The 24,423-nt window shown below is 46.6% G+C and carries 21 protein-coding genes and 1 tRNA gene; 9 read left to right on the top strand and 13 right to left on the bottom strand.

The genetic code is table 11. The features are described from left to right. Window position 1 precedes the first annotated feature (1 nt). Window positions 2-1,405, top strand: a complete 1,404-nt coding sequence (locus tag LAQ65_RS09535) for an MBL fold metallo-hydrolase (RefSeq protein WP_224116721.1) — start codon at window positions 2-4, stop codon at window positions 1,403-1,405. A 5-nt stretch (window positions 1,406-1,410) separates the two neighbouring features. On the opposite strand, the gene LAQ65_RS09530 is transcribed toward LAQ65_RS09535, so the two are convergent. Together LAQ65_RS09530 and LAQ65_RS09525 are read right to left on the bottom strand one after the other, a co-directional pair. Further along, window positions 1,411-2,574: a trans-sulfuration enzyme family protein gene (locus LAQ65_RS09530; protein ID WP_224116720.1), complete on the bottom strand. Its 1,164-nt coding sequence runs from the start codon at window positions 2,572-2,574 to the stop codon at window positions 1,411-1,413. 7 nt (window positions 2,575-2,581) lie between these two features. After that, a complete protein-coding gene (locus LAQ65_RS09525; RefSeq protein WP_224116719.1) occupies window positions 2,582-3,001 on the bottom strand; it encodes an OsmC family protein in 420 nt (139 codons plus the stop codon). 65 nt (window positions 3,002-3,066) lie between these two features. Here LAQ65_RS09525 and metX point away from each other — a divergent pair, with 65 nt between their 5' ends. Then, window positions 3,067-4,086, top strand: coding sequence for a homoserine O-acetyltransferase MetX (gene metX, locus LAQ65_RS09520; protein ID WP_224116718.1), 1,020 nt, complete (start codon window positions 3,067-3,069; stop codon window positions 4,084-4,086). A 176-nt stretch (window positions 4,087-4,262) separates the two neighbouring features. Here metX and LAQ65_RS09515 read toward each other — a convergent pair whose 3' ends face one another. Then, window positions 4,263-4,952, bottom strand: a complete 690-nt coding sequence (locus tag LAQ65_RS09515) for a LytR/AlgR family response regulator transcription factor (RefSeq protein WP_224116717.1) — start codon at window positions 4,950-4,952, stop codon at window positions 4,263-4,265. After that, the gene (locus LAQ65_RS09510) at window positions 4,949-5,353 is read right to left on the bottom strand and encodes a hypothetical protein (RefSeq protein ID WP_224116716.1); all 405 of its coding nucleotides are present in this window, start codon (window positions 5,351-5,353) and stop codon (window positions 4,949-4,951) included. The genes LAQ65_RS09515 and LAQ65_RS09510 overlap by 4 nt, the downstream gene beginning before the upstream one ends. A 66-nt stretch (window positions 5,354-5,419) precedes the next feature. Between LAQ65_RS09510 and LAQ65_RS09505 the strand changes: the two genes are divergently transcribed. Next, window positions 5,420-7,558 carry an ATP-binding protein gene (locus LAQ65_RS09505; protein ID WP_224116715.1) on the top strand — a complete coding sequence of 713 codons (2,139 nt, stop codon included), beginning with the start codon at window positions 5,420-5,422 and terminating at the stop codon, window positions 7,556-7,558. A 46-nt stretch (window positions 7,559-7,604) separates the two neighbouring features. Here the strand turns inward: LAQ65_RS09505 and LAQ65_RS09500 are convergent. Continuing rightward, window positions 7,605-7,676 (bottom strand) — tRNA-Glu (locus LAQ65_RS09500). A 138-nt stretch (window positions 7,677-7,814) separates the two neighbouring features. Here LAQ65_RS09500 and gap point away from each other — a divergent pair. The 6 genes from gap (at window position 7,815) to LAQ65_RS09470 (ending at window position 13,057) form a co-directional block, all read left to right on the top strand. After that, window positions 7,815-8,828, top strand: coding sequence for a type I glyceraldehyde-3-phosphate dehydrogenase (gene gap / locus LAQ65_RS09495; RefSeq protein ID WP_224116714.1), 1,014 nt, complete (start codon window positions 7,815-7,817; stop codon window positions 8,826-8,828). 53 nt (window positions 8,829-8,881) lie between these two features. After that, window positions 8,882-10,078 (top strand): phosphoglycerate kinase, encoded by a 1,197-nt coding sequence (locus LAQ65_RS09490; protein ID WP_224116713.1) that lies wholly within the window; start codon window positions 8,882-8,884, stop codon window positions 10,076-10,078. 98 nt (window positions 10,079-10,176) lie between these two features. Further along, on the top strand, window positions 10,177-10,767 hold the full coding sequence (locus tag LAQ65_RS09485) for a LemA family protein (protein WP_224116712.1): 591 nt from the start codon (window positions 10,177-10,179) through the stop codon (window positions 10,765-10,767). 6 nt (window positions 10,768-10,773) lie between these two features. Next, window positions 10,774-11,235, top strand: a complete 462-nt coding sequence (locus LAQ65_RS09480) for a TPM domain-containing protein (protein ID WP_224116711.1) — start codon at window positions 10,774-10,776, stop codon at window positions 11,233-11,235. Between the two features lie 18 nt (window positions 11,236-11,253). Beyond that, complete coding sequence (locus LAQ65_RS09475) at window positions 11,254-12,027, top strand: TPM domain-containing protein (RefSeq protein WP_224116710.1); 774 nt, start codon at window positions 11,254-11,256, stop codon at window positions 12,025-12,027. A 79-nt stretch (window positions 12,028-12,106) separates the two neighbouring features. Then, entirely contained in the window at window positions 12,107-13,057 is a 951-nt protein-coding gene (locus LAQ65_RS09470; protein WP_224116709.1) for a sugar phosphate isomerase/epimerase family protein, read from the top strand. Window positions 13,058-13,071: 14 nt separating this feature from the next. On the opposite strand, the gene LAQ65_RS09465 is transcribed toward LAQ65_RS09470, so the two are convergent. From LAQ65_RS09465 to LAQ65_RS09430, 8 genes are all read right to left on the bottom strand, one after another. Then, complete coding sequence (locus LAQ65_RS09465; RefSeq protein ID WP_224116708.1) at window positions 13,072-15,324, bottom strand: xanthine dehydrogenase family protein molybdopterin-binding subunit; 2,253 nt, start codon at window positions 15,322-15,324, stop codon at window positions 13,072-13,074. 12 nt (window positions 15,325-15,336) lie between these two features. Continuing rightward, window positions 15,337-15,801, bottom strand: a complete 465-nt coding sequence (locus LAQ65_RS09460) for a (2Fe-2S)-binding protein (RefSeq protein WP_224116707.1) — start codon at window positions 15,799-15,801, stop codon at window positions 15,337-15,339. 64 nt (window positions 15,802-15,865) lie between these two features. Then, on the bottom strand, window positions 15,866-17,107 hold the full coding sequence (locus tag LAQ65_RS09455; protein WP_224116706.1) for a multidrug effflux MFS transporter: 1,242 nt from the start codon (window positions 17,105-17,107) through the stop codon (window positions 15,866-15,868). 40 nt (window positions 17,108-17,147) lie between these two features. Further along, entirely contained in the window at window positions 17,148-18,131 is a 984-nt protein-coding gene (locus LAQ65_RS09450) for an aldo/keto reductase (protein WP_224116705.1), read from the bottom strand. 86 nt (window positions 18,132-18,217) lie between these two features. Continuing rightward, window positions 18,218-18,613 (bottom strand): (R)-mandelonitrile lyase, encoded by a 396-nt coding sequence (locus tag LAQ65_RS09445; protein WP_224116704.1) that lies wholly within the window; start codon window positions 18,611-18,613, stop codon window positions 18,218-18,220. Between the two features lie 36 nt (window positions 18,614-18,649). After that, entirely contained in the window at window positions 18,650-19,897 is a 1,248-nt protein-coding gene (locus LAQ65_RS09440) for a multidrug effflux MFS transporter (protein WP_224116703.1), read from the bottom strand. Between the two features lie 46 nt (window positions 19,898-19,943). Continuing rightward, complete coding sequence (locus LAQ65_RS09435) at window positions 19,944-21,080, bottom strand: efflux RND transporter periplasmic adaptor subunit (RefSeq protein ID WP_224116702.1); 1,137 nt, start codon at window positions 21,078-21,080, stop codon at window positions 19,944-19,946. A gap of 53 nt (window positions 21,081-21,133) precedes the next feature. Continuing rightward, complete coding sequence (locus LAQ65_RS09430) at window positions 21,134-24,418, bottom strand: efflux RND transporter permease subunit (RefSeq protein WP_224116701.1); 3,285 nt, start codon at window positions 24,416-24,418, stop codon at window positions 21,134-21,136. Window positions 24,419-24,423 lie beyond the last annotated feature (5 nt).

The following is a 24,423-nucleotide window of genomic DNA, read 5'->3' as shown; positions in this document are numbered from 1 at the left end:
TATGAAAATTGCATTTCATGGTGCAGCCCGGACAGTTACCGGCTCCAAGCACCTGCTGACACTTAAAAACGGAAAAAAAATCCTCCTTGATTGCGGCATGTTCCAGGGCATGGGCAAAGAAACTGATGCGCTGAACAGGGTATGGGGCTTTGATCCGGCCGAAGTTGATTTGCTGGTGCTTTCCCATGCGCACATAGACCATAGCGGTTTAATTCCAAAGCTCGTAAAAGATGGTTTCACCGGTACGGTATATTGCACCCCGGCTACGAAAAGCCTGGCTGCAATTCTATTGGAAGATTCAGCCGGGATCCAGGAAGACGATGTTAAATACATCAATAAGAAAAGGGCGGCATCCGGCCAGCCATACCTGAAACCGCTGTACACCCTCGACGATGCCAAAAGCTGCCTTTCCCAGTTCAGGGAAGTGGAATATGGCAACTGGTTCAAAATTGCCGATGGGGTGGAACTGCTTTTCACTGATGTGGGGCATATCATCGGCAGTGCCGCAGTTCACCTGCGTATTAATGAAAACGGCAAAACAGAGCAGCTTACTTTCAGTGGCGATGTTGGCCGTTATCGCGATATTATCCTCCGGTCTCCGGAAGTCTTCCCGCAGGCAGACTATATCCTGCTGGAATCTACTTATGGAAACAGCCTGCATGAATTGCAAACTACTACTCCCGACCAGCTGTTGGAATGGATTGAAAAAATCTGTCTCAATAACCGCGGTAAACTGATCATTCCGGCTTTTAGTGTGGGCCGTACTCAGGAAATCCTGTACTCTCTTAACCAGCTGGAAGTTGAACGCAGGCTTCCTGATCTCGAATATTTTGTGGATAGCCCGCTTAGCATTGAAGCAACTGAAGTAGTAAAGAGCTACCCCCAATATTTCAATAAAACCATCCGGCGTTTACTCGAAACCGATAGCGACCCTTTCAGGTTCAACGGTCTCAAGTATGTTAAGACCGTTGAAGAATCCAAACTGCTGAACTTCCGCAATGAGCCCTGCGTAATTATTTCAGCCAGCGGCATGGCTGATGCTGGAAGGGTGAAGCACCACATTAATAATACTATCGAAAACAGTCGGAACGGCATTTTACTGGTAGGTTATTGCGAACCCAATTCTTTAGGCGGTCGCCTGATGGCGGGCAAAAAGGAAGTGTCCATTTTTGGTGTTAACCGCGAAGTGCATGCAACCATTGGTTCAATAAGGAGTATGAGCGCCCATGGCGATTACGAAGACCTTTGCCAGTTTCTCGCTTGCCAGGATCCCCGGAAAGTTAAAAAGCTTTTCCTTGTGCACGGCGAATATGACGTCCAGGTACAGTTCAAACACAGGCTTGTCAATAAAGGCTTCCTGGATGTTGAAATTCCTGAACGGCATTATGAGGAAGGGCTGAGTTAGCCTGCTTATACTTTTTCTAAAGCCTGCATTATATCGGCCAGTATATCTTCCCTGTTTTCAAGGCCAACGGAAATCCTGATTAAACCCGCACTGATACCCACTGCCATTCGCTCTGCTTCAGATAATTTAGCATGGGTTGTACTTGCCGGGTGCGACGCTATGCTGCGTGTATCACCAAGGTTTGCCGTAAGTGACAGCATCTTCAGGGCGTTCAGGAATTTCCTTCCGCTCTCAATGCCCCCTTTCAATTCAAAGCAAACCACACCGCCGCCATTGGTCATCTGCGCTTTTGCTACTGCATATTGCGGATGCGATGGCAGTAACGGATATTTCACCCAATTCAACCGCTCATTCCTTTCAAGTTGGAGGGCAAGGTACAGGGCATTTGATGCGTGCCTGTCCATCCGCACTTCTAGTGTTTCAAGGCTCCTGCTGAGGATCCAGGCATTAAAGGGTGATAATGATGGACCGGTACTCCTGCAAAAGAGGTATATCTCGTGTATTAATTCTTTTTTCCCCAATACAACCCCGCCTAATACCCTTCCCTGGCCATCCAGCCATTTTGTGGCAGAATGGATTACCAGGTCCGCGCCAAAATCAGCAGGTCGCTGCGCAATGGGTGTTGCGAAACAATTGTCTACATTCAAAAGCAGCTTATGCTTCTTCGCCAGCTCGCTTGCCACCTTAAGGTCAATGACATCAAGTCCCGGATTCGTTGGCGTCTCCAGGTAAATCATCTTTGTATTGGGCGTGATATGCTGTTCCCAGGTACTGATATCACCTGCATCAACATAACTGTGGGTGATGCCGTACTTCGGAAGGATTTTAGTGATAACAGTGTGTGTGCTGCCGAATATGCTTCTGCAACTAATCAGGTGATCCCCCTGTTTCAGGAATGTCATGAATGAAGCGAATATGGCGCTCATGCCGGAGGCAGTGGCAAATCCGGCTTCTGTCCCTTCCAGGGCACACATGCGGTCTACAAATTCCTGGACATTAGGGTTGCTGAAACGGCTGTAAATATTATCATCGGTTTCATCCGCAAATGCGGCGCGCATTTCCTCGGCATTGTCAAAACAAAAACTACTGCTCAGGAAAAGGGGCTGTGAATGTTCCATTTCATTGGTTCGTTCAACCTGCGTGCGGATGGCTTTGGATATTGGGTGCATGGATTAATTATTTTAAGCGGACCTCCCAGCTGATTTCGGTTCCTGAACGTCGCAGGGTCTCTGCTACAGAACAGTATTTTTCCATAGACAATTGCGCCGCCCGTTTGGCTTTGTCCTCATCAATATTTCCGCCAATAGTGAATACGATTCGGGCCGATTTCCATAAATGCGGCTCTTTACCGGTTTCGCGCTCTGCTTCAATATGCATGGAAAAATAGGTGATTTCCTGTCTTTGCTTTTTCAGGATGCTGACCACATCGATCCCGCTGCAGCCACCTAGTCCCATCAATACCATCTGCATTGGACGGACCCCGTAATTATTGCCGCCGCCTTCCGGGCTTGTATCCATCCTTACGGTATGGCCCGCGGCATCAGTTGCCTCAAACCCAAAATCGCCCGATTGGCGAATAATATCAATTGTTACCATATTCGTTCCCTGATTTTTTTCTGAATTGGTACAAAGGTAACGGTGAGAGGGTTTATTTTGCAGTCATGTTGCATCGATTTGTTTATGACCAGCCATTCCAACTGGAAAATGGCGCTGTTTTACCCAACCTGGAGATTGCTTACCATACTTATGGCCAGCTCAGTTCCGATGGCTCAAACGTAGTGTGGGTTTGCCATGCGCTTACGGCTAATGCCGATGCGGCTGCCTGGTGGCCCGGCGTAATTGGTGAAGGGACAGCCATTACCCCCGAAAAATATTTCATCGTTTGTGCCAATATACTGGGCTCCTGCTACGGAACCACCGGCCCGCTTTCCATAAATCCGGCCACCGGAAAACCCTGGTTTAACAGTTTCCCCAATATCACCATCCGCGATATGGTAAAAGCGCATATCCTTCTGCGGCAGCACCTCAATATTTCTTCCATTGCCTTGTGCATGGGCGGAAGCATGGGGGGCTACCAGGCCATGGAATGGGCGCTGGCGGAACCCCGGGTTATCAGGAAATTATTCCTGGCAGCAACTTCGGCAGCTGAAAGTGCATGGGGAATCGCCATCCATGAAGCCCAGCGCCTGGCTATTGAAGCTGACCCTACCTGGAATGCAGACAGCCCGGCTGCCGGCGCCAACGGGTTAAAAGCTGCCCGTGCAATTGGAATGCTCACCTACAGGAATTATTCGGCTATGGTCCAACGGCAGGCTGAAACCGAAAATGATAAACTGGACCAGTTTAAGGCGGCTACTTATATCCGTTACCAGGGTGAGAAACTCGTCACAAGGTTTAATGCACAGTCTTACTGGCTGCTTACTAAAAGCATGGATAGCCATAATATCGCCAGGGGCAGGAATGTACCTGTTGATGAAGTGCTGAAGTCCATTCAGCAACCGGTATTGGTGATGGGGATTACCAGTGACCTTTTATGTCCAACAATTGAACAACAAAAAATCGCTGCTGCTATTCCCGGGGCAAATTATATTGAAATTGATTCAGTGTATGGCCACGATGGATTCCTTGTGGAAGCCGGCCTGATCAGTGATAACCTGGGGAAATGGCTGGAAAATAAATAAAGGGGAGGGGGAACCTGTTTGCGAATGAACTGGCTGTTGCCAACCAGTTCATTCTGCACTTAGACAGGTATTGACGAAAATCACAACCTGGTGCTAAGATGCGGCTTAAGGGAGGGCATTGCAAGTTTATTAGATGAACAATGGCTTTTGCCGGTTGAATGGACCTTTTTGCCCGTTTAAATAATCTTCAACCTGCTCATTACCATTGTCCTGTTTGCCTTACTGATCGGTATCATCTGTCCTTTTATATACAACATGTTTTCCCGCACATCAGAAATCTTATTCATGTTGATAATATAGGAACGGTGCACCTTACAGAACACTGCCGGGTTAATCTTTGACGTCAGGTTCTTGATCGTATTGTGCGTGATGATCTTCTTTTCATTCGTAATGAATTTCACATAATCACCCATGCTTTCAATATACAGGATGTCATCATTCTCGAGCCTGATCAGCTTGCCATCACTCTTGATATATATATGTGATATATCATCTGCTTCCTCGCGCTTCTCTGCTTCCTCGCGGAGTTTGCCCAGGGCATCTATAAACCTTTGGTAAGTGAACGGCTTCTTCAGGAAATCGGTTACATTATATTCAAAAGCATTGTAGGCGTATTCAGTTTTTGAAGTGGTGAGGATCACCTGCGGGGAATAGGAAAGTTTGTCGAGCAGGTCGAACCCGCTGGCGCCAGGCATTTCCACATCCAGGAATATCAGGTCGACTACCTGCTCTGATAAAAAAGGCAGGGCAGTTTCAACAGAACTAAAGGACTGGATCACATTGACCCTGCCGCTTTTAACGCAATACCTTTGTAACATCTCCGCCGCAACGGATAGGTCTTCAACGATTACAGCTGTTATTTTCATGATGCAGGTTGTTTTAAGAATTCATGAATGCGGATCGCTTCATTGGTAATGAGGTTAAGTCCTTCTATTATCTGGCCATATTCCTGGTGCAACCTCGTCCGGATTCTTTCTGCGTCAGGGTTTTCACCCAGGAAATATTCCAGTAACTGGTATTTCATCTGCAATTGCGGCAGCCCGCAATAACCCCATAATGGTTTCACAAGGTGAATCCTTCTCTTTATTTCATTACAATCACCTTTTTCAGCGAGAATCATACAGCGGTCTAATTCTTCGGCAATCTGTTGGGATGCAGTTACCAGGATGGCTGAAATGGCTGAAAGGTCATTGTCGTGCATTTCCATCAGGAAAGGCACATCAAATGCCTGGTTGAGCTGGTAGGCTCTTTGCGTGCTGGTTTGCATAGGATACAATTTTTGTTTTCCCGGATTCGTTAATGTAACAGCCGCTTAAGAAAGGCCGTTTACTGAATGAAAACGAAAAAAGGTACCAACATATTATCTGTAGCCCTTGGATATTGGGAAAAGCTTGCAGAAGATTACTACCTGAAACAGGTAAACGCACCGCATTCCCCACTGAAATCCCTGACCGAAATAGGTATTTTAGTTGCAGGGCTTAATATGATCCTCTGTACGATCATGAAAGAGTATGGCGCCGCTTTCGCGTGCCTGCTAGCCTGTTCCATGCTTCTGACCGCCCACTTCTTAAGGCTGTATAACCGTGAAGGGATAGCTAAATGGCTGGTTATCATTAGCTTTAACGCAGGCGTAATGATTGTCAGCTATTGCGTCGGACTAAGGTCGGGTGTCTATATGTATTTCTTCCCCGTCATTTTTGCCATGATCTTCCTCATTGACACAAAAATCACCAAAGACCTGATTATTTCGGAAATAGCTACGATTACCTGCTTTGGCCTTACTTTTATCATTGCCCCTTATGCTACTAAAAGTACTTCTGAAGGTGAAATTCATTATATCTATAATTTCAGGATAAACCTTGCGCTGTCACTGGTTATTACCGGCTTGGTTGCTTATTCTATCCTCAAAACGCTGAATAAGAAAGAAGACGACCTGCTGGGTGAAAAAAGCCTGGGCGATACCATCTTCAACACCTCCCTGGATGCTATCTTTATTATTGACCTGGAAACACAACTGATAGCTGATTGCAATAAAAGGGCCATCGAATTATTCGGGATGAAGAACAAGGAAGGCGTGATGCTGATGGCCATATCTTCACTGCTCGGCGAACCGGCTGCAGCAAAGCTTAATGCATTCAGCCCGGAAAATTTCACCTCCCATTCCCCCTGGTTTGGGAATATGGAATTTTCTACACTTGAAGGTCACCCCATCTATGCATATACGAATATTGTAATCTTCGAACACCAGCGCCGCAGGTATGCAAAAATCAGCATCCTGGATATCACTGAAGTCAGGATTGCTGAAGTGGAAACACTAAAAGCCAAGGAACGTGCAGAGCGCGCTGCCAAAGTGAAATCAAGGTTCCTCAGTAATATGAGCCATGAACTAAGGACACCTTTGAATGCAATCATCGGAAGCACTAATATCCTGCACCAGGAATACCACCTCAACAGCCAGCGGCAAATGCTGGATGTATTGAAGTACTCCTCGGAACATATGCTTGAACTGGTTAACGATATCCTTGATTACAGCAAGCTGGAAGCGGATAAGATGGAATTGAACAATGCACCGTTTAATTTGTCTGAACTCCTGTTTAAAATTGTCGGTTTGTTCCGCAACCCCGTTGATGCAAAGAAATTATCCCTGCGCTACGACTTCGAAGCAGTGAAGGGCTATATCGTTATGGGTGATGAAATGCGCCTTCACCAGGTGTTGAATAACCTGCTTTCTAATGCTATTAAATTTACAGAAGAGGGCGCTGTTATGGTCGACGTGAAAGCGTTGATGAAAAGAAGCACCAATATTACACTGCGTTTTTCCGTGAAGGATTCCGGTATTGGTATTGCTCCTGAAAAGCAGCACCGGATCTTTGATAAGTTTTACCAGACTGATACGGAAACTACCAGGAAATACGGCGGTTCCGGACTTGGACTTGCCATCAGCCAGTATATCGTGCAGAAAATGGGCGGTGAGTTGCGTGTGGAAAGCACACCCGGACAAGGTAGTACGTTTTATTTTGATATAACATTACCTATTGAAGCAACCAAATACAGCTATATCGAAGAACCTGCAGAGAAGTTCGAAGACCTTGAAGGCGTAAGGATCTTAGTGGCGGAAGACAACCCAGTAAATATGATGATCGTGAAAAGGTTCCTGGCTAAATGGAATGCTGATATTGTAGAAGCAGTTAACGGACTCGAAGCCCTGGACCAGTTTAACAGCAGTCACTTTGACCTGCTGCTGGTTGACCTTGAAATGCCGGAACTTGATGGGGCCGGAGTGGTTTCAAGAATCAGGAAGAAAGGTTCAACTGTTCCTATAATTGCCTTTACTGCAGCTGTTTATGACCATATGCAGGCCGACCTGATCGAAAAAGGCTTCAATGATTTTATTCCGAAACCATTCAGGCCGGATGACCTGCGGCAGAAAATCAGGCATTATGTAAATACTGCCCGTAAAAAAAGAGCCTGAAAAACTATACTTCATGCAAAAAGCTCCTGTAAAGGAGCTTTTTTCGTAGCGCGTACGGGAATCGAACCCGTCATTCTTCCGTGAAAGGGAAGCGTCTTAACCGATTGACCAACGCGCCATTTTCCCTTTTGGGAGTGCAAAGATAGGGAGTGGCATATTCCCTCCAAAAATTTTTTTTCTAAAATTTTTATACACTTTGGACAAACGTTACCTTAGCGGCTCATTTATTTCTTCATCAAATCTCAAACTTGACATTATGAGCACTGTAAAAGTTGCCATTAACGGATTCGGAAGGATCGGACGCCTGGTATACCGCCAGATCTATAATATGAAGGGTATCGATGTGGTGGCCATCAATGACCTGACTTCTCCAGCTGTATTAGCCCACTTGTTGAAATATGATAGCGCACAAGGTCGCTTTGATGCTACAGTTACTTCTACTGAAAACGCCATCATCGTAAACGGTGATGAAGTTAAGATCTATGCACAAAAAGATCCTGCCCAGATTCCATGGGGTAGCCACGGTGTTGATGTGGTTATTGAAAGCACAGGTTTCTTCACCGATAAAGACAAAGCCGCTGCCCACCTGAAAGCCGGTGCTAAACGCGTTGTGATTTCAGCTCCTGCAACCGGTGACCTGAAAACCGTAGTATTTAATGTGAACCACAACATCCTCGACGGTTCAGAAGAGATCATCTCCTGTGCTTCCTGTACAACCAATTGCCTGGCTCCCATGGCAAAAGTACTGCAGGATAGCTTCGGTATTGTTGCCGGCAGCATGACTACCGTTCACGCGTACACTAATGACCAGAATACACTTGATGCCCCGCATCCAAAAGGTGACCTGCGCCGCGCAAGGGCCGCAGCTGCTAATATCGTTCCTAATAGTACCGGTGCTGCAAAAGCAATCGGTCTGGTACTGCCTGAACTGAAAGGTAAACTGGACGGTGGTGCACAAAGGATCCCCGTTATCACCGGATCATTAACCGAACTGACTTCCATCCTTGCGAAAAAAGTAACGCTTGAAGAAGTTAATGCTGCCATGAAAGCTGCCAGCAATGAAAGCTTCGGATATAACGAAGATGAAATCGTAAGCAGCGATATCATCGGTATTTCTTTCGGTTCCCTGTTCGATGCCACACAGACCAAAGTGGTTACTGTTGGTGACCAGCAACTGGTTAAAACCGTTAGCTGGTACGATAACGAAATGAGCTATGTCAGCCAGCTCGTTCGTACCGTTAAATTCTTCGCCGGACTCATATCCAAATAATATCAGAAAGCGGGTTATGCCCGCTTTCATTTTTTTGATTAACCATAACTACTATGAGCAAGTTCAGCCAATATTCATTTGCGGGACAGAAGGCATTGATCCGTGTGGATTTCAATGTTCCCTTGAATGATAAATTCGAGATCACCGATGATACGCGCATGCGTGCTGCTGTTCCAACTATTCAAAAGATCATTAAAGACGGCGGTAAAGTTATCCTCATGAGCCACCTCGGCCGCCCGAAAGACGGACCAACCAATAAATACTCCCTCAAACATATTGTTCCCCACCTCAGCAGTTTGCTGGGCGGAACTACTGTGCTGTTTGCTGATGATTGCATTGGCGAGCAGGCCTATCTCACTGCCGGTATGATGCGCAATGGTGAAGTGCTGCTGCTCGAAAACCTTCGCTTTTACAAGGAAGAAGAAAAGGGCGACGAAGCTTTTGCACAGAAACTGGCAAAGCTTGGTGATGTTTATGTGAACGATGCATTCGGAACTGCCCACAGGGCGCATGCTTCCACTGCAGTTATTGCCAAATTTTTCCCTGCAGACAAAAAAATGTTTGGCCTCCTGATGGAAGCCGAAGTGAAAAGCGCTGAGAAAGTATTGCATGAAGCTGAAAACCCTTTTACCGCAATTATTGGCGGGGCAAAGGTGTCAGACAAGATCCTGATCATTGAAAACCTCCTGGACAGGGCTACAGATATTATTATTGGTGGTGGAATGGCTTATACGTTCATGAAAGCAGCGGGTGGTAAAATCGGTAATTCGCTTTGTGAGGAAGACCGCCTCGATATGGCCAATGAATTGTTGAAAAAAGCAGAAGCCAAAGGTGTTTGTATTCACCTGCCTTCCGATTCAGTGATTGCTGACAAATTTGATGCGAATGCCAATATATCAATAGCACCTAGTAATGCTATCCCGGATGGTTGGATGGGCCTGGATATTGGTCCGGCCGCCTGCGAGCAGTTTGCCAATGTGATCAAAAGATCCAAAACTATTTTGTGGAACGGCCCGATGGGTGTGTTTGAAATGGCAAAATTCCAGCACGGTACCAAAGCAATTGCTGATGCGGTGGCAGATGCTACCGCATCAGGGGCATTTTCACTGGTAGGTGGTGGCGACTCTGTTGCTGCGGTTAACCAGTTCGGTTATACCGATAAAGTGAGTTATGTATCAACAGGTGGTGGCGCTATGCTGGAATACTTCGAAGGCAAGGAGTTGCCCGGCATTGCCGCAATTAATGCGTGATTTACGTAGTAAAAATATTTTTATTGGGTCATCCAACCGGGTGACCCATTTTTGTGTCTGGTTATTTGTACTTTTAACCAACAACTAAATTTTCTGCAATGAACTCCAAAAATCTTTTACTGATCATCATATTAGGGGCAATCCTTGTGTTAGGTGGATGTGCCTGCAATGGCTACAACAGCATGGTGAAGCTGGATGAAAACGTGAAAAATAAATGGGCTAACGTACAAAGTGACTACCAGCGCAGGGCAGACCTTATCCCCAACCTTGTAAATACAGTAAAAGGTGCAGCTAATTTCGAAACAGAAACCCTGACAAAACTCATGGAAGCCCGCGCTAAAGCAACTTCCGTGCAAGTTGACCCTACTAATATTACACCGGAGAAAATGGCTGAATTCCAGCAGGCCCAGGCAGGGGTTAGCGGCGCACTCGGTCGCCTACTTGCTGTTGTGGAGAACTATCCCGACCTGAAAGCCAGCCAGAATTTCCGCGACCTGCAGGCCCAGCTGGAAGGTACCGAGAACCGGATTAAAGTGTCCAGGAACGATTTCAACACAGCAATCCAATCGTATAACAGTACGGTCCGGACTTTCCCCAATAATATTTTCGCAAATATGTTTGGATTCCGCGTAAAAGAGGGATTCCAGTCCGAACCTGGTGCGGAAAAAGCGCCGGAAGTCAAATTCTGATAATCCATGGCATTTTTTGCATTCGGAAAAAAAGCACAATTCCTTTCTGCTGATGAAGCCGAACGGGTAGTGCAAACCATTCGTGAGGCCGAAATGAAAACCAGCGGTGAGATCAGGGTTTTTATCGAAAGCCGTTGCCGCTTTGTGAACCCGTTAGACAGGGCAGCTGAAATTTTCTGGCGCCTTAAAATGGACCATACTGAGGAGAGGAATGGGGTATTGGTCTATGTTGCCTACAAAGACCACCAGACTGCAATCCTTGGCGACGAAGGCATCCATAAACTGGTGGGCAGCGAATTCTGGCAGGTCCATATGGGCCGGCTCCTCAATTATTTCAAGACAAACGACTACGCCACCGGGCTTCAGTTGGTTGTCCATGACATAGGCGAAGTGATGAAAGAGAAATTCCCGTATAAAAGCACCACCGATAAAAACGAACTGCCCGACGATATCGTTTTTGGACGTTAAGGCAATGGCCCCAATAATATGAAAAGGATACTTGTACTGCTTATTGCCCTTGTTTTTTCACTGTCGATGGCAGCGCAAAGGGTATTGCCTCCGCCTAATCCGGCACGGCTGGTCAATGATGCGGCCAACCTCCTTACTCCCGACCAGGTGGCTACCCTGGAAGCAAAACTGGTGGCCTATGATGACAGCACCTCTAACCAGATTGTTGTTGTAACCGTTCCCACTTTAAATGGTTTGGATCCTAATGATTACGCAACTGAACTGGGAAGGTCCTGGGGGGTGGGTGGTAAGGAATTTAATAATGGAGTGGTGGTATTAATCTCCACAGGAACCGGTGAAGGAGAGAAAAGGAGTGTTTATATTTCAGCAGGATATGGATTAGAGGGCGCATTGCCTGATATTATCCTGAAACAGATTATTGAAGCCGAGATGGTACCCAACCTCAAGGCGGGTAATTATTACCGGGCAGTAGACGAGGCTACGGATGCCCTTATTAAAGCGGCTGCGGGCGAATACAAAGCGCCGGCAGGGTATCACCAGAAAAAAGAAACCGGGGTGCCCGTAGGCTTTATCATTTTCATCATCATAATTGTATTGGTCTTTATAAGTCGTCGCGGCGGCGGCGGTGGCGGCATGATGAGCCGCAGGGGCTTTGGCGGCGTGCCACCTATATTCTTCCCCGGTGGTGGTGGCGGCGGCTGGTCAGGCGGCGGCGGTGGCGGTGGAGGCGGCGGATTCGGAGGATTTGGCGGTGGCAGTTTTGGTGGTGGTGGCGCCGGCGGCAACTGGTAGCTTATCATTACTGTTGTTGGCAGCTGTTTAAATGAACAAACTTCGGTTGTATATGGCCTTTATTTAAAATTGTAATACAATGGAAAGAAGAAAATTTATTCAGTCAGGAGCAATTGGAGTTACCGGTTTGCTTCTTGGTCAATACGCAAAAGCGGAATTTTTTTCTGGAACTAAGGCTGCGCCTGGCATTGGGCTTCAGTTATACACGCTCGGTGACCTTATGATAACAGATCCCAAAGGCACCTTACAAAAACTTGCTGCCATTGGCTTTAAGGAAGTAGAAACTGCGGGTTCCCAAAAAGGTAATTTTTACGGTTTCAAACCAAAGGAATTGGCTGCCATGATTAAAGATGCCGGTATGACCTGGCGATCTGCTCATGTTGGCGGGGCACCATTTACATTGGAACAGGTTATGAAGATGGCTAAAACTGCTGATGATTCAGCAAGGATCCAAAAAATGATGGAGCGTTATAAGGACATGCCCAAACCGCTTAACCTTAAAGAAAATTACCAGGAACTTGCTGATGCTGCTGCTGAAGGTGGAATAAAATACCTGGTTTGTTCAGCCATACCGGTAAACTCTTTGGATGAAATGAAAACAGCTGTAGATGTATTCAGCAAATCAGGAGAAGCCTGTAAAAAAGTGGGGGTGCAATTTGCTTACCATAACCACACCAGCGAATTTGATGAAGTTGAAGGCCATCGTCCGTTTGATTATATCCTCTCCAACACCGGCAAAGACCTGGTGAAAATGGAATTGGATCTTGCCTGGGCAACCAAAGCGAAACAAGATCCTGTTGCTTTATTTAAACTTCATCCCGGTCGTTTTCCATTGTGGCATGTAAAGGATATTGATAAAAACACCATGAATCCTGCGGAAGTAGGCACGGGCATTGTTGATTTCAAACGCATTTTCGATAATGCCAAAGAGTCGGGTATGAAATATTTCTTTGTGGAACAGGATGGGGCTCCGCAACCCTTGCAAAATGTTACCAATAGTTATAACTACCTGAATAAATTACTGCACTAAGGCTGTTGTATTATTTACCCCGGTAAAGTCTGCTTGCTCCCCAAAAACGGCTGTTCATACAACCGCTTGCCTGTAGCCTTGTATAAAGCGTTAGCAAGCGCTGCAAAGATGGGGGGAAACAGCGGCTCACCGAGACCGGTAGGATCTTTGTCATTTTCCACAAAATGGATTTCGATGGACTTAGGTGCTTCGCTGTGCCTGATCATACGATACGTATTAAAGTTATTTTTTTGCGGCACTCCTTCCTTGAATGGCATTTCACCATACAGGGCATTCCCGATACCGTCAACAATGCCGCCTTCACCCATGTTGATTGCTGCATCGGGATTCACAACAATCCCACAGTCTACTGCGGCATATACTTTTTGAACGACGGGCTTATTGTTTTGGATCACCAGGTCTATTACTTCGGCTACATAAGTGTTGTGGCAGAAATATGCTGAAACGCCCCGGTTGACTTTGGCCTGGGACTGATTCCATTTGGATTTCTCCTTCACCAGTTTCAAGACCCCGGCATAGCGTTCCGGATCATAGTCATTGTCTTTCCCTACAGGATTCTTTTGTGCCCTGTCCAGGAGTTCCAGCCTGAATTCAATGGGATCTTTGCCCATTTGTTCTGCCAGTTCATCAAGGAAGGACTGCTCGGCACTGGCTATAAAATTGGATCCTGGTGCCCTGAAGGCCCCGATGGTGATATTGGATTCAATCTCCCAGCCTTCTGCGAGATAGTTGTCAAGGGCTCCCGCGGGAAAGCGATTAGGGTGAATTGCAGTTTCGGGAATCCCACCTGCTTTTACATGGAAGGCGAGCAGGTTGTTTTTTTCGTCTAATGCTGCACGATAGGTAGCGCTGTAGGTCGGACGGTAAATGCCGTAAGTCATATCGTCTTCCCTCGTATATACCAACTTGACAGGGGCATTCAGTTTTTGGGAAATGACCGCAGCCTCAACCATATGATGCCCGTAAGCTCTCAGGCCAAATCCACCACCCATCCTGGCCAGCCTGATATGGATCTTTTCTTTTGGCAATCCCAGGCGCGCAGAAAGGGTTCTTGTAATGAACTCTGGTGCCTGGATAGGGCCATATAGGTCTGCCCTGTCTGCAGTGACATGGGCAAAACAGTTGACCGGCTCCATGGTATTGTGTGCCAGGAATGGGGCTGAATAAGTTCTCTCTATGACTTTGGTTGCTTTATTAAAAGCGCCTTCCGGGTCACCGTCTTTCCTGAGCACCTTTCCGGGTTTTTTCGACCATTCGGCCATTTTGGCTTTATGCTCCGTTGTGCTCTCAAGGCCGACAGGGATCCTGACTGTTTTCTTACCTCCCCAGCCATTGACAACTATATTCGTGTCGGAAATTTTTTCCCATTCTATTTTCAGGGCCTTTTTGGCGTTCATCACCTCCCAGGTGGTATTGCCCACCACTACTACCAACTCCGTAAAAGTGGCTGTGTCAAAACCATTTCTTTCGTAATCGTCCTTAAGGGTTTTGATGGTAAATACATCCCTGATGCCGGGCATGGACTTCGCCGCAGTATCATCTACCGATTTTACTTTCAGGCCGAATGCAGGTGGATGCGCTATCATAGCTATCAGCATGCCTTCCTGTGTGTAATCTATCCCGAACAAAGGTTTGCCAGTCACAATATTCAGCCCTTCAACGTTTTTCCTGGATGTGCCGATAATTTTGAAATCCCTCACATTCTTCAATTGAACTTTTTCGGGAACAGGCAGTCCTGCTGCAACGGAAGCTATTTCACCATAGCCTGCTTTTTTGCCACTCGCCTTGTGGTAAAGCATTCCGGCTTCGGTGGTGATTTCGCCCGCAGGTACATTCCAGGTCTTTGCAGCAGCATTGACCAGCATTTGCCGGGCGGTAGCTCCTGCAGTGCGAAGGATTTTCCATCCCTGGCGGATGGCCTGGCTGCCACCTGTAAATTGGCGTTCAAATCGTTCCGGAAAGAAATCGGCCTGCTCAACGATAACGGTTTTCCAGTCTATGTCCAACTCATCAGCCAGGATCATTGGCATGGATGTCTTGACGTTGGACCCAAATTCGGGGTTTGGAGACATCAGGGTAACTGCTCCGTTTGCTGCGATCTTGATATAGCTGTTCAACTCAAACCAATCTTTGGAAAGGGGTGAAGCCTCAGCCGGTAAGGGCAATAATCCGGCAAGCCAGCTAAAGCTCAACATCATTCCTCCGCCTCCAAGGGCAGAAACCTTTATGAAATGTCTCCGGTTAATGGTTGTTTTTACTGTTGTCATTTGCCGGGAGTTTTAAAGTGTTTGAGATTTAGCAGCGGTTTTTACCGCAGCCTTGATCCTTAAATAAGTGGCACAGCGGCAGATATTGCCATTCATGGCCGATTCAATTTGCTCATCAGTAGGATTGGGATTCTTTTTTAAGAAAGCGGCAGCGCTCATGATCTGCCCCGTCTGGCAGTATCCACATTGTGCAACGTCGTGTTCAAGCCAGGCTTTCTGCACAGGGTGGTCACCGTTTTCCGACAATCCCTCGATGGTGGTTATCAATTTATTCCCAACAGCGGAAACGGGCAACTGGCAGGAACGAACGGCAATTCCATCAAAATGGATGGTACAGGCTCCGCATGCGGCAACACCACACCCGTACTTGGTACCCACAAGTTTGATGTGCTCACGCAGTACCCAAAGCATTGGCGTTTTAGGGTCAACATCTACTGTCTGCTTTTTCCCGTTGATGTTCAAATTGAAGATGGCCATGGTAATAAGTATTGATTCAAACTATGGATTATTTCTTTCTAAAAAGTTACGAAAACGAATGATGTTAATACATTTCAATTTGTTCAAATGCCTGTTCTTCCACATCCTCAATCCTGGATGCAAATTCTATGCGTTTACGCCCCAGGATAAGGATAACAAGGCCAACTAAAGCACATCCTGCCATAACACCGGTCATCGGCAGGGTCGTGCCATTATTGATCAGGCCAACGAATGCTGAAGCTAAGGCACCAAAGCCCATTTGCAGGGCACCCATCAGGGCAGAAGCGCTTCCGGCCTCCTTTGTAAAAGGCGCCAGGGAAAGGGCGGATGAATTGGGAAAACTGAACCCCTGGCAGCTTAGGAACAGGAAGATCAGGAAGATGGTACCATACAGGTTGAGCCAGCCAAAAAAGCTGCCCAGGAATAAAAGCAGCCCGATGGTGGTTTGTACCAATAGCACTACCCTGATGATCTGCGCACTGTTATATTTCCTCAGCAGTACATTATTCAACTGGCTGCTGGTGATAAGCCCTGCGGCTATAAGCGCAAATATCCAGCCATACTGTTTTTCGCTGACCATATAAATCTTCATGAAGACAAACGGTGATCCGGCTAAATAGGCAAACAAACCTGCTGCTGCAATTGCACCGGAAAAGGCATAGGTGAAAAACTGCGGTTGCTTTAATACCAACAGGAAACTATTTAAGATTTGTTGCGGCTTTAGCGACAGGGAAGGATCTGGTTGCTTGCTCTCCGGTAACAGGAAAATTACGGCTGTCAATATTAAGGCAGTGATGATGGCCAGCAGGATAAAAATGGCATGCCACCCGGATGCAGCGATCAGGTAACTGCCCACAGTTGGCGCTATAATGGGCGAAACGCCTAATATGAGAATCAGCATGGAGAATATTTTTGCATTCTCATTTACCGGGAACAGGTCACGTACAATTGCACCTGGCGCTACCATGCCAACGCAACCACCCAGGGCCTGGAGAAAACGAAAACCGATCAGCAAATCCACGGAATTGGACATGGCACAACCCAGTGATGCAACGATGTAAATAGCCAGGCCAACATACAGTGGCCTTTTGCGGCCAAACCGATCCAGCAATGGCCCACAGATTAATTGCCCGGCGCAGATGCCAATGAAAAAACTCGATAGGGAATAGGCAACATAGCCGACAGATGTATGCAGGTCGTTGGCAATTGTTGGGAATCCCGGTAAATACATATCAATAGAGAAAGGGCCTATGGCGGAAAGCAAGCCTAAGATTAAAATCAATAAAGAACGGTTTCTTTTCTGCATATTTTCTGTTTCAAAGACCAGCATACAATCTGCCATTCAATCACTTGCCAACACGCTGTTGAAGCGCTGCCGGATATCTTGCTCCCTGAACCTCAATCGCTGCGAATGCGCTCTCTATCTCAAGCAGGTCATCCTGCGTTAAAACAATTTTTTCTGCTTTAAGGTTTTCTTCCAGTCGATGGATCTTCGTTGTTCCGGGAATAGGAACGATCCAGGGCTTTTGGGCCAGCACCCATGCGAGGGCGATCTGTGCAGGTGTCGCATCTTTCTTCCGGGCAAAAGCAGTGAGCTTTTCAACTACCACCTGGTTGGCCTTTCTGTTCTCCTCAGCAAAGCGGGGTACGATATTCCGGAAATCGGTTTTATCGAACTTTGTGTTCTCATTTATAGCACCAGTAAGAAATCCTTTTCCAAGTGGACTAAATGGAACAAACCCGATACCTAATTCTTCCAGTGTTGGCAGGATTTCCTTTTCCGGCTCTCTCCACCACAAGGAGTATTCACTCTGAAGGGCGGTTACTGGTTGTACCGCATGGGCTTTCCTGATGGTTGCAGCCCCTGCTTCTGACATGCCGAAGTGCTTTACTTTTCCTTCCCCAATCAATTCCTTCACTGTTCCGGCAACATCTTCTATCGGCACATTCGGATCAACACGGTGCTGGTAGAGCAGGTCAATTCTGTCAGTCCTTAATCTTTTAAGTGCAGCTTCTGTGACATTCCTGATGTTTTCTGGCTTGCTGTTCATACCCAGTTCTGTTTTTCCCTGTTCAAAACCGAACTTGGTCGCAATGACAACCTGGTCGCGGAATGGTTGCAGCGCTTCACCCAGCAACTCTTCATTCATAAACGGGCCATAGGCCTCTGCCGAATCAAAGAAAGTAACACCTAGCTCGTAAGCCTTCCTGATTAATGTAATGGCGTCCTGCTTTTCTGCTGCAGGACCGTAGCCAAAGCTCAATCCCATGCAGCCAAGGCCTATTGCCGATACTTCTAATCCGCTGTTTCCAAGTTTTCTTTTTTGCATTGCTGAATAATTTGAATACAAACTTAGTGATGGTGGCAAACCTAAAATAACTGTATTGAAACAAAGACTTACGAAAATCAAACATATCACTTCCGGTATTGTTCGTCGGTCACTTTTTCCATCCAGTCAACCATTTTCCCATCAAGCTGTTCCTGTATGGCGATATGCGTCATTGCCGTTGTCGGGCTTGCTCCATGCCAGTGTTTCTCACCTGGCGGAAACCAGACTACATCGCCCGGATGGATTTCTTCAATCGGTCCACCCTCACGCTGCACCCAGCCACAACCGAAAGTTATAATCAATGTTTGCCCTAATGGATGTGTATGCCACGCTGTTCTTGCACCCGGCTCAAAGGTGACACTGGCGCCGGCTGCACGTGCCGGTGCACCTGCCTGGAACAACGGATCAATGCGCACCGTACCGGTAAACCAGTCGGCGGGTCCAACACCTGAAGGCTGCACCCCAATTCTTTTTATTTCCATAACTGATATTTATTTAAACAAAAATTTACTGAATGGTCAAAGCGTACTTATCATCTCCACGTCTTCTTCTTCTACTGCTTCTGTGGAGGCCTGCTGTACAATAAACTTTCTTCCCAAACTCAAAACAGAAAATGCAGACAGGGTACAAAATGCCATAACTGCGGTCATTGGCGAGAAATAGTTTTGTAAAAAACTGACCATAGCCGAAGCGCCGGCACCTATGAACATTTGAATGGCTCCCAGTAATGCCGAGGCACTGCCTGCATTGTGACCGAATGGCGCTAAGGAAAGTGCAGAAGAATTGGGAAAGATAAATCCCTGGCAGCACAAATATATAAATATGAGAAAGATGGTAACGAACAGGTCACTCCAGCCTGAATAGGTGGTGCCGGCAAGAATCAACCCGATGATGCATTGGGTACTTAAAGCGGCTTTAATGATTTGTTCACTCTTGTAATTTCTTAACAACACCGTATTGATCTGGGCAGAACCGATAAGCCCCATGGCTATCAATGCAAATATCCATCCGTATTGCCGCTCACTCACATGGAATATTTCCATAAATACATGGGGTGAGCCACTGATATAAGCGTATAGCCCGGCAGAAGCGATTGCGCCCGTGAATGCATAAGTATAAAACTGCGGATGCCTGATGATGCCCATAAAACTATCAATGATGGGCTTTGGCTTTAGTGAGTAATTTGGATCGGGCTTCCTGCTTTCCGGTAATAAAAAATAGATGCCTGCCAGGATAATGAGCGCTACGGCAATCAGCATAATAAAAACGTACCGCCAGCCAAAAGCAGCTGTTACATAGCCGCCTAATGTTGGTGCTATGATCGGTGACACAGCAACCACCAGCATCAGCAAAGAAAATATTTTAGCATTTTCCTTTACTTCAAATAAATCCCGCACCATTGCACGCGCCGCTACCATACCTACACAACCACCCAAAGCCTGCAGCAGCCTGAACATGATCAAGGCATTTATTGATGTTGCCATAGCGCAACCTATCGATGCAAGCAGATAGATGCTTAGCCCGGCGTACAAGGGTTTTTTCCGGCCATACCTTTCCAGCAGCGGTCCATAGAGTAACTGCCCTGCAGAAATGCCAATAAAGAAACTGGATAACGATAACATCACCTTCGCAACAGTTGTGTTCAGCCCTTTTGCAATATCCGGGAATGCCGGCAGGTACATATCAATGGAAAATGGCCCGATGGCTGTTAGCAACCCCAGTATCAGGATAAGATAGAAACCTTTTTTTCCGTTATTATTATGCATAACCTGTCAATGGTACAAAGCAATCATGATTAATCCCGGTTGCAGTTTATTGTTTTATTTTTTTCAGCGCACTGCCATTCCTTATTTCTTCATTGGCTGCTTTCAGCAACTGGTCACCAGGATGTAAACTGCCATAGATTTCTATTGAATCATTATTGGCCCTTCCGGTTTTTACATTCACCCATTCCGCCTTACTGTCCACAGCACGAATTACGAAAACCTTTTCTGTCGAATTGACGACTGCCGACTTTGGAACAATGAAAGTACTGTCATTTGCCGGTAATGGTAAATTGACTTCCGCTACCATTCCCGGTAATAACTTCTTGTCATTGTTCTCCACATCCATCTCTATTCTTTGTGCATGTAATTTATTGTCAAGCGCTCCGGCCATCCGGTTGATGTGGGCCTTGAATTGCTGGTCTGGCATCGATTTTACGGTAAAGCTTATTTCGTTTTTATGGCTGAGGTAGCTTGTGTAAGCCTCAGGAACTGATATAACCAGGCGCAGTTTTTTCTGTTCCTTGAGGGTGAATAAGGGTAGCTCTGAACCTTTGCCGGATGGACCTACATAGGCACCCGGATTTACATTCCTGGCTGTGATAACACCATTGAATGGCGCTTTTATCTGTAAATAGTTTTGTGTTTCTGCTATTTGCTGGTAAGCTTCTTTGGCTGACTGCAACTGGGCTAAATCAGAGGCTTTGCGTGCAGCTGCCTGCTCAAGGTCAAGCGGGGAAATAGTGCCGGGGGTCTGGCTAGTTGCATACAAACGGTCATAGTTTGCTTTGCTTGCCGTGTAAATGGCTTCGCGTGATTGTATATTGGATAACGCACCTGCTAATTGGGAACCGAGTTCCGGTGCTTCCATAGTTACGAGCAACTGCCCTGCCTTTACTTCTGAACCCACGTCGACATACAACTTCTTTACAAAGCTGTTTTCCTTGGCATATAGATCCACCTGCTGAAAGGCGATTAACTCACCGGGTATTTGTAAAGACGATGACAGTCTTCCTCTTTGTAACGGAAATACTTCAGTTGCCGGCACATCTGCTGCCTGCTGTGGTTCCTTGCTTTTTTGCTCTTGCTTTTCTCCAGGATGGCAACTGCATAACAAAACGGTTAACAGCAAACCATTGAATGGGATCATCTTCATCTTTGATAATGTATTTAAGCGCAGGTTCATTGCCAGGTTGTTTGAACGGTTAAGGAACATTTTTATAGTTATTTCTAAACTGGTTATGCTTTTTGTTGCAATTCAGGGATATAATGTTTGCTTTCTTCATCTTCAGGATCGAGTGATACAGAAGTCGTTGACGTTTTATTTTGTACCCAGGCGAATACCAGGGGCAATACAAGTAAAGCGGCAAACGTGGATGCAATCAGTCCGCCGATAACTGCGCGGCCCAATGGCGCGGCCTGGTCGCCTCCTTCCCCTAAACCGGATGCCATCGGTATCATCCCCATTACCATGGCAACACTGGTCATTAATATTGGTCGTAATCGCAAAGCTGCTGATTCCTTTGCACTCAACAGGGCATCGCCGTTGTGGCGGCGCAGGTGTTCTGCATTGGTTATTAATAGCACTGCATTGGCGATGGATACGCCCACCGACATGATCATGCCCATATAGGATTGCAGGTTCAGGGTGGAACCGGTGAGCATCAGCATACCAAGTGATCCCAGGAGCACGGCTGGTATTGTAGACAATACGACCAAGGATACCTTGAAGGATTGGAAATTTGCAGCCAGCATCAGGAAGATCACGACTACCGCTGTAAGTAATCCGGTTTGCAGGCTGCTTAATGTATCTGTCAGTACTTCGCTCAGGCCTTTTGTTTCTAAGGTCAGTCCGCGCGGCAATTCCCCTATCGACTGTATGGCGGCTTTCACATCTGCTGTTGCTGTACCAAGGTCTTTACCGTTTATATTCGCTGTTACGGAAAGGAAGGGTATGGCGCCTAAATTGTCATTCTCTCCATAGGTGGTATCCAGTTTTGTATCGGCTACATCTCCCAGCACAGGCCTTGACTGGTTGGCCAGCACCGGTATTTCCCTGATATCGTTTTCGCTGGCCATTTGATTTTCGGGTATCTCTACCTGTACGCCATAGCTCTGGTTGCTTTTTGTGTCAATCCATACGTTTTTCTCTGTATAGCGTGATGATGACGTAGAGGCAATTAATGAACGGGATATATCGGAAACGGTTACCCCCAACTGCGCTGCCCTGGTCCTGTCTATATCAATATCTATGGCAGGGTATTTAACTGGCTGGGCCAGCTGGACATCCCGCAGGTAGGCGATCTGTTGCAGCTTATTGATTACTTTGTTGGCATACTGCTCATTTTGTTTTTTGTCCTTCCCTAATATCCTTACTTCGATAGGTGTTGGCGACCCCTGGCTGAGGATTTTATCGGTCAGCTCTATCGGTTCAAAGGATAGCCGCACATCAGGGATTTCTGCCTTTACTTTCTGCCGGAACCTTTCTTTTAAATCATCTAAAGGCTCCTTATAATCCTCTTTCAACGCCACCTGCAACACCGCTTCCTGAGGCCCGCTCATAAACAGGTAGATCGGGCTGGTTGAGAATAGGCCCGGGTGTTGCCCTACAAAGGCAGAAGTCACGCTTATATTGTCTTTGCCAACCAGCTCCTCGAGTATTTGCAGGGCCTTGACTGTTTTCTCCTCTGTTCGTTCAAACCTGGTGCCGTCTGCAGCCCGCAGCCGCACCTGGAACTGTCCGGCATTTACTTTCGGCAATACATCCCGGCCGATTTTCATAAACAACAATGCAACTGCTCCACAGGTTAAAAGGGTATAAAGGAGGACAACAGGTTTTTTATACCGGAAGAACCGGTCTAAAAAGCGCAGGAAGCGGTCCCTGAATTTTTCGAAACGCGTCAGTTTTACATCTCCGTTAGCCGTATTTTTTTCCAGCAATTTCCTTTTCTGGTCCCAGGTATCATGCTCATCTGCCGCTGAAATCCCCAAACTTAAATACTCTTCTTCATCGGATAGTGTATGGCCGTCTAAAGCTGATTTGTGGTGATGGCTTTTCATTAACCAGTTTGCCATGACAGGCACAAATGTCTGCGACAATAAATAGGAAGTGATCATGGAAAAAGCAATAGCCATGGCTAATGGTAAAAACAAGGCGCCTGGTATCCCTGTCATCGTAAAAGCTGGTGCAAATACAGCCAGGATACAAAGCAATATCAGCAGCTTGGGGAAGGCTATTTCTTTACAGGCATCCCATATGGCGAGGGCTTTTGGCTTGCCCATGGCTAGATGCTGGTGGATATTTTCTATGGTTACCGTTGATTCATCCACCAATATGCCAATGGCAAGGGCCAGGCCGCTGAGGGTCATGATATTAATGGTCTGGTGGAACAGGTGCAGGAACAATACGCCCGATATTATTGAGGTGGGTATCGTTAAAACAACTATCAGGGCCCCGCGCCGGTCTCCTAAAAATAGCAGCACCATCAGGCCTGTAAGGATAGCACCGATAACCCCTTCTGTAATCAAACTTTTTACGGCATTGATCACGTATACCGACTGGTCAAATTCATAGGATAATTTCACGTCCTCCGGTAATAAATTCTGGAAACGCGGAATGGCCTTTTTCAGGTTTTGAACGACTTCCCAGGTAGATGCATCTGCCGATTTGGTGATGGGCATGTAAATGGACCTTTTGCCATTTATCAAGGCATAGCTGCTGGTTATATCTGCCCCATCTTCTACACTGGCTATGTCCCGCAGGTAAACATTCTGCACACTTCCTTTAAATATCGGTATGTCGCCAAAGTCTTTTACATTTTTAATGGTGGTGTTGGCTGGTGTATAATAGTTGTAGTCGCCTATCCTTACATTGCCCGCGGGCGTTGCCTGGTTGTTAACCCGCAATGCTTCTACTACCTGGTCTGGCGTGAGGTTGTGGATCCGTAATAATTGCGGATCTACTTTAATAACTACCGTCCTCACGTTCCCGCCAAAAGGCGCCGGCGATACCAGTCCCGGTATGGAGGTGAAAGAAGAGCGCACATACACATTCGCCAGGTCCATGAGTTCATTGTTTGACCGTTTGGTACTACTGAGCACCAACTGGCCAACAGGCAAAGTGGAGGCATCGAAACGTAAAATAAATGGTGGCTGGGACCCTTGCGGGAAAATGGCCTGCGCCCGGTTGGTAAAGGCTGTTACTTCAGATGCGGCCTGGGCCATATTTGTACCCTCGTAGAAAGTAAGTTTAATTAAGGTAAGGCCCTGTATATTCCTTGTTTCAATACTTTTTACCCCCGATACATACAATAACAAATTGACATACTGCTTGCCAAAATAAGCTTCCATTTGTGTGGGTGTAAAACCACCGAAGGGATGTGAAATATAAATTACCGGTAAATTCATATCCGGGAAAATATCAACCTTGACATTGCGGACGGCGTTGATCCCGAAAAAGAATAAACCTATTACAAGTACCAATACGGATATTGGTTTTCTAAGTGCGCTTCTTATAAGGCCCATGGGTA

The organism is Flavihumibacter profundi (assembly GCF_020076305.1).
GTDB lineage: Bacteria > Bacteroidota > Bacteroidia > Chitinophagales > Chitinophagaceae > Flavihumibacter > Flavihumibacter profundi.
This window is presented reverse-complemented; position numbering and strand designations above follow the sequence as displayed.

Coding starts and splice junctions, on each gene's coding strand:
- LAQ65_RS09535 (WP_224116721.1), top strand. CDS start 2: ATGAAAATTGCATTTCATGGTGCAGCCCGGACAGTTACCGGCTCCAAG.
- LAQ65_RS09530 (WP_224116720.1), bottom strand. CDS start 2,574: ATGCACCCAATATCCAAAGCCATCCGCACGCAGGTTGAACGAACCAAT.
- LAQ65_RS09525 (WP_224116719.1), bottom strand. CDS start 3,001: ATGGTAACAATTGATATTATTCGCCAATCGGGCGATTTTGGGTTTGAG.
- metX (WP_224116718.1), top strand. CDS start 3,067: ATGTTGCATCGATTTGTTTATGACCAGCCATTCCAACTGGAAAATGGC.
- LAQ65_RS09515 (WP_224116717.1), bottom strand. CDS start 4,952: ATGAAAATAACAGCTGTAATCGTTGAAGACCTATCCGTTGCGGCGGAG.
- LAQ65_RS09510 (WP_224116716.1), bottom strand. CDS start 5,353: ATGCAAACCAGCACGCAAAGAGCCTACCAGCTCAACCAGGCATTTGAT.
- LAQ65_RS09505 (WP_224116715.1), top strand. CDS start 5,420: ATGAAAACGAAAAAAGGTACCAACATATTATCTGTAGCCCTTGGATAT.
- gap (WP_224116714.1), top strand. CDS start 7,815: ATGAGCACTGTAAAAGTTGCCATTAACGGATTCGGAAGGATCGGACGC.
- LAQ65_RS09490 (WP_224116713.1), top strand. CDS start 8,882: ATGAGCAAGTTCAGCCAATATTCATTTGCGGGACAGAAGGCATTGATC.
- LAQ65_RS09485 (WP_224116712.1), top strand. CDS start 10,177: ATGAACTCCAAAAATCTTTTACTGATCATCATATTAGGGGCAATCCTT.
- LAQ65_RS09480 (WP_224116711.1), top strand. CDS start 10,774: ATGGCATTTTTTGCATTCGGAAAAAAAGCACAATTCCTTTCTGCTGAT.
- LAQ65_RS09475 (WP_224116710.1), top strand. CDS start 11,254: ATGAAAAGGATACTTGTACTGCTTATTGCCCTTGTTTTTTCACTGTCG.
- LAQ65_RS09470 (WP_224116709.1), top strand. CDS start 12,107: ATGGAAAGAAGAAAATTTATTCAGTCAGGAGCAATTGGAGTTACCGGT.
- LAQ65_RS09465 (WP_224116708.1), bottom strand. CDS start 15,324: ATGACAACAGTAAAAACAACCATTAACCGGAGACATTTCATAAAGGTT.
- LAQ65_RS09460 (WP_224116707.1), bottom strand. CDS start 15,801: ATGGCCATCTTCAATTTGAACATCAACGGGAAAAAGCAGACAGTAGAT.
- LAQ65_RS09455 (WP_224116706.1), bottom strand. CDS start 17,107: ATGCAGAAAAGAAACCGTTCTTTATTGATTTTAATCTTAGGCTTGCTT.
- LAQ65_RS09450 (WP_224116705.1), bottom strand. CDS start 18,131: ATGCAAAAAAGAAAACTTGGAAACAGCGGATTAGAAGTATCGGCAATA.
- LAQ65_RS09445 (WP_224116704.1), bottom strand. CDS start 18,613: ATGGAAATAAAAAGAATTGGGGTGCAGCCTTCAGGTGTTGGACCCGCC.
- LAQ65_RS09440 (WP_224116703.1), bottom strand. CDS start 19,897: ATGCATAATAATAACGGAAAAAAAGGTTTCTATCTTATCCTGATACTG.
- LAQ65_RS09435 (WP_224116702.1), bottom strand. CDS start 21,080: ATGAACCTGCGCTTAAATACATTATCAAAGATGAAGATGATCCCATTC.
- LAQ65_RS09430 (WP_224116701.1), bottom strand. CDS start 24,418: ATGGGCCTTATAAGAAGCGCACTTAGAAAACCAATATCCGTATTGGTA.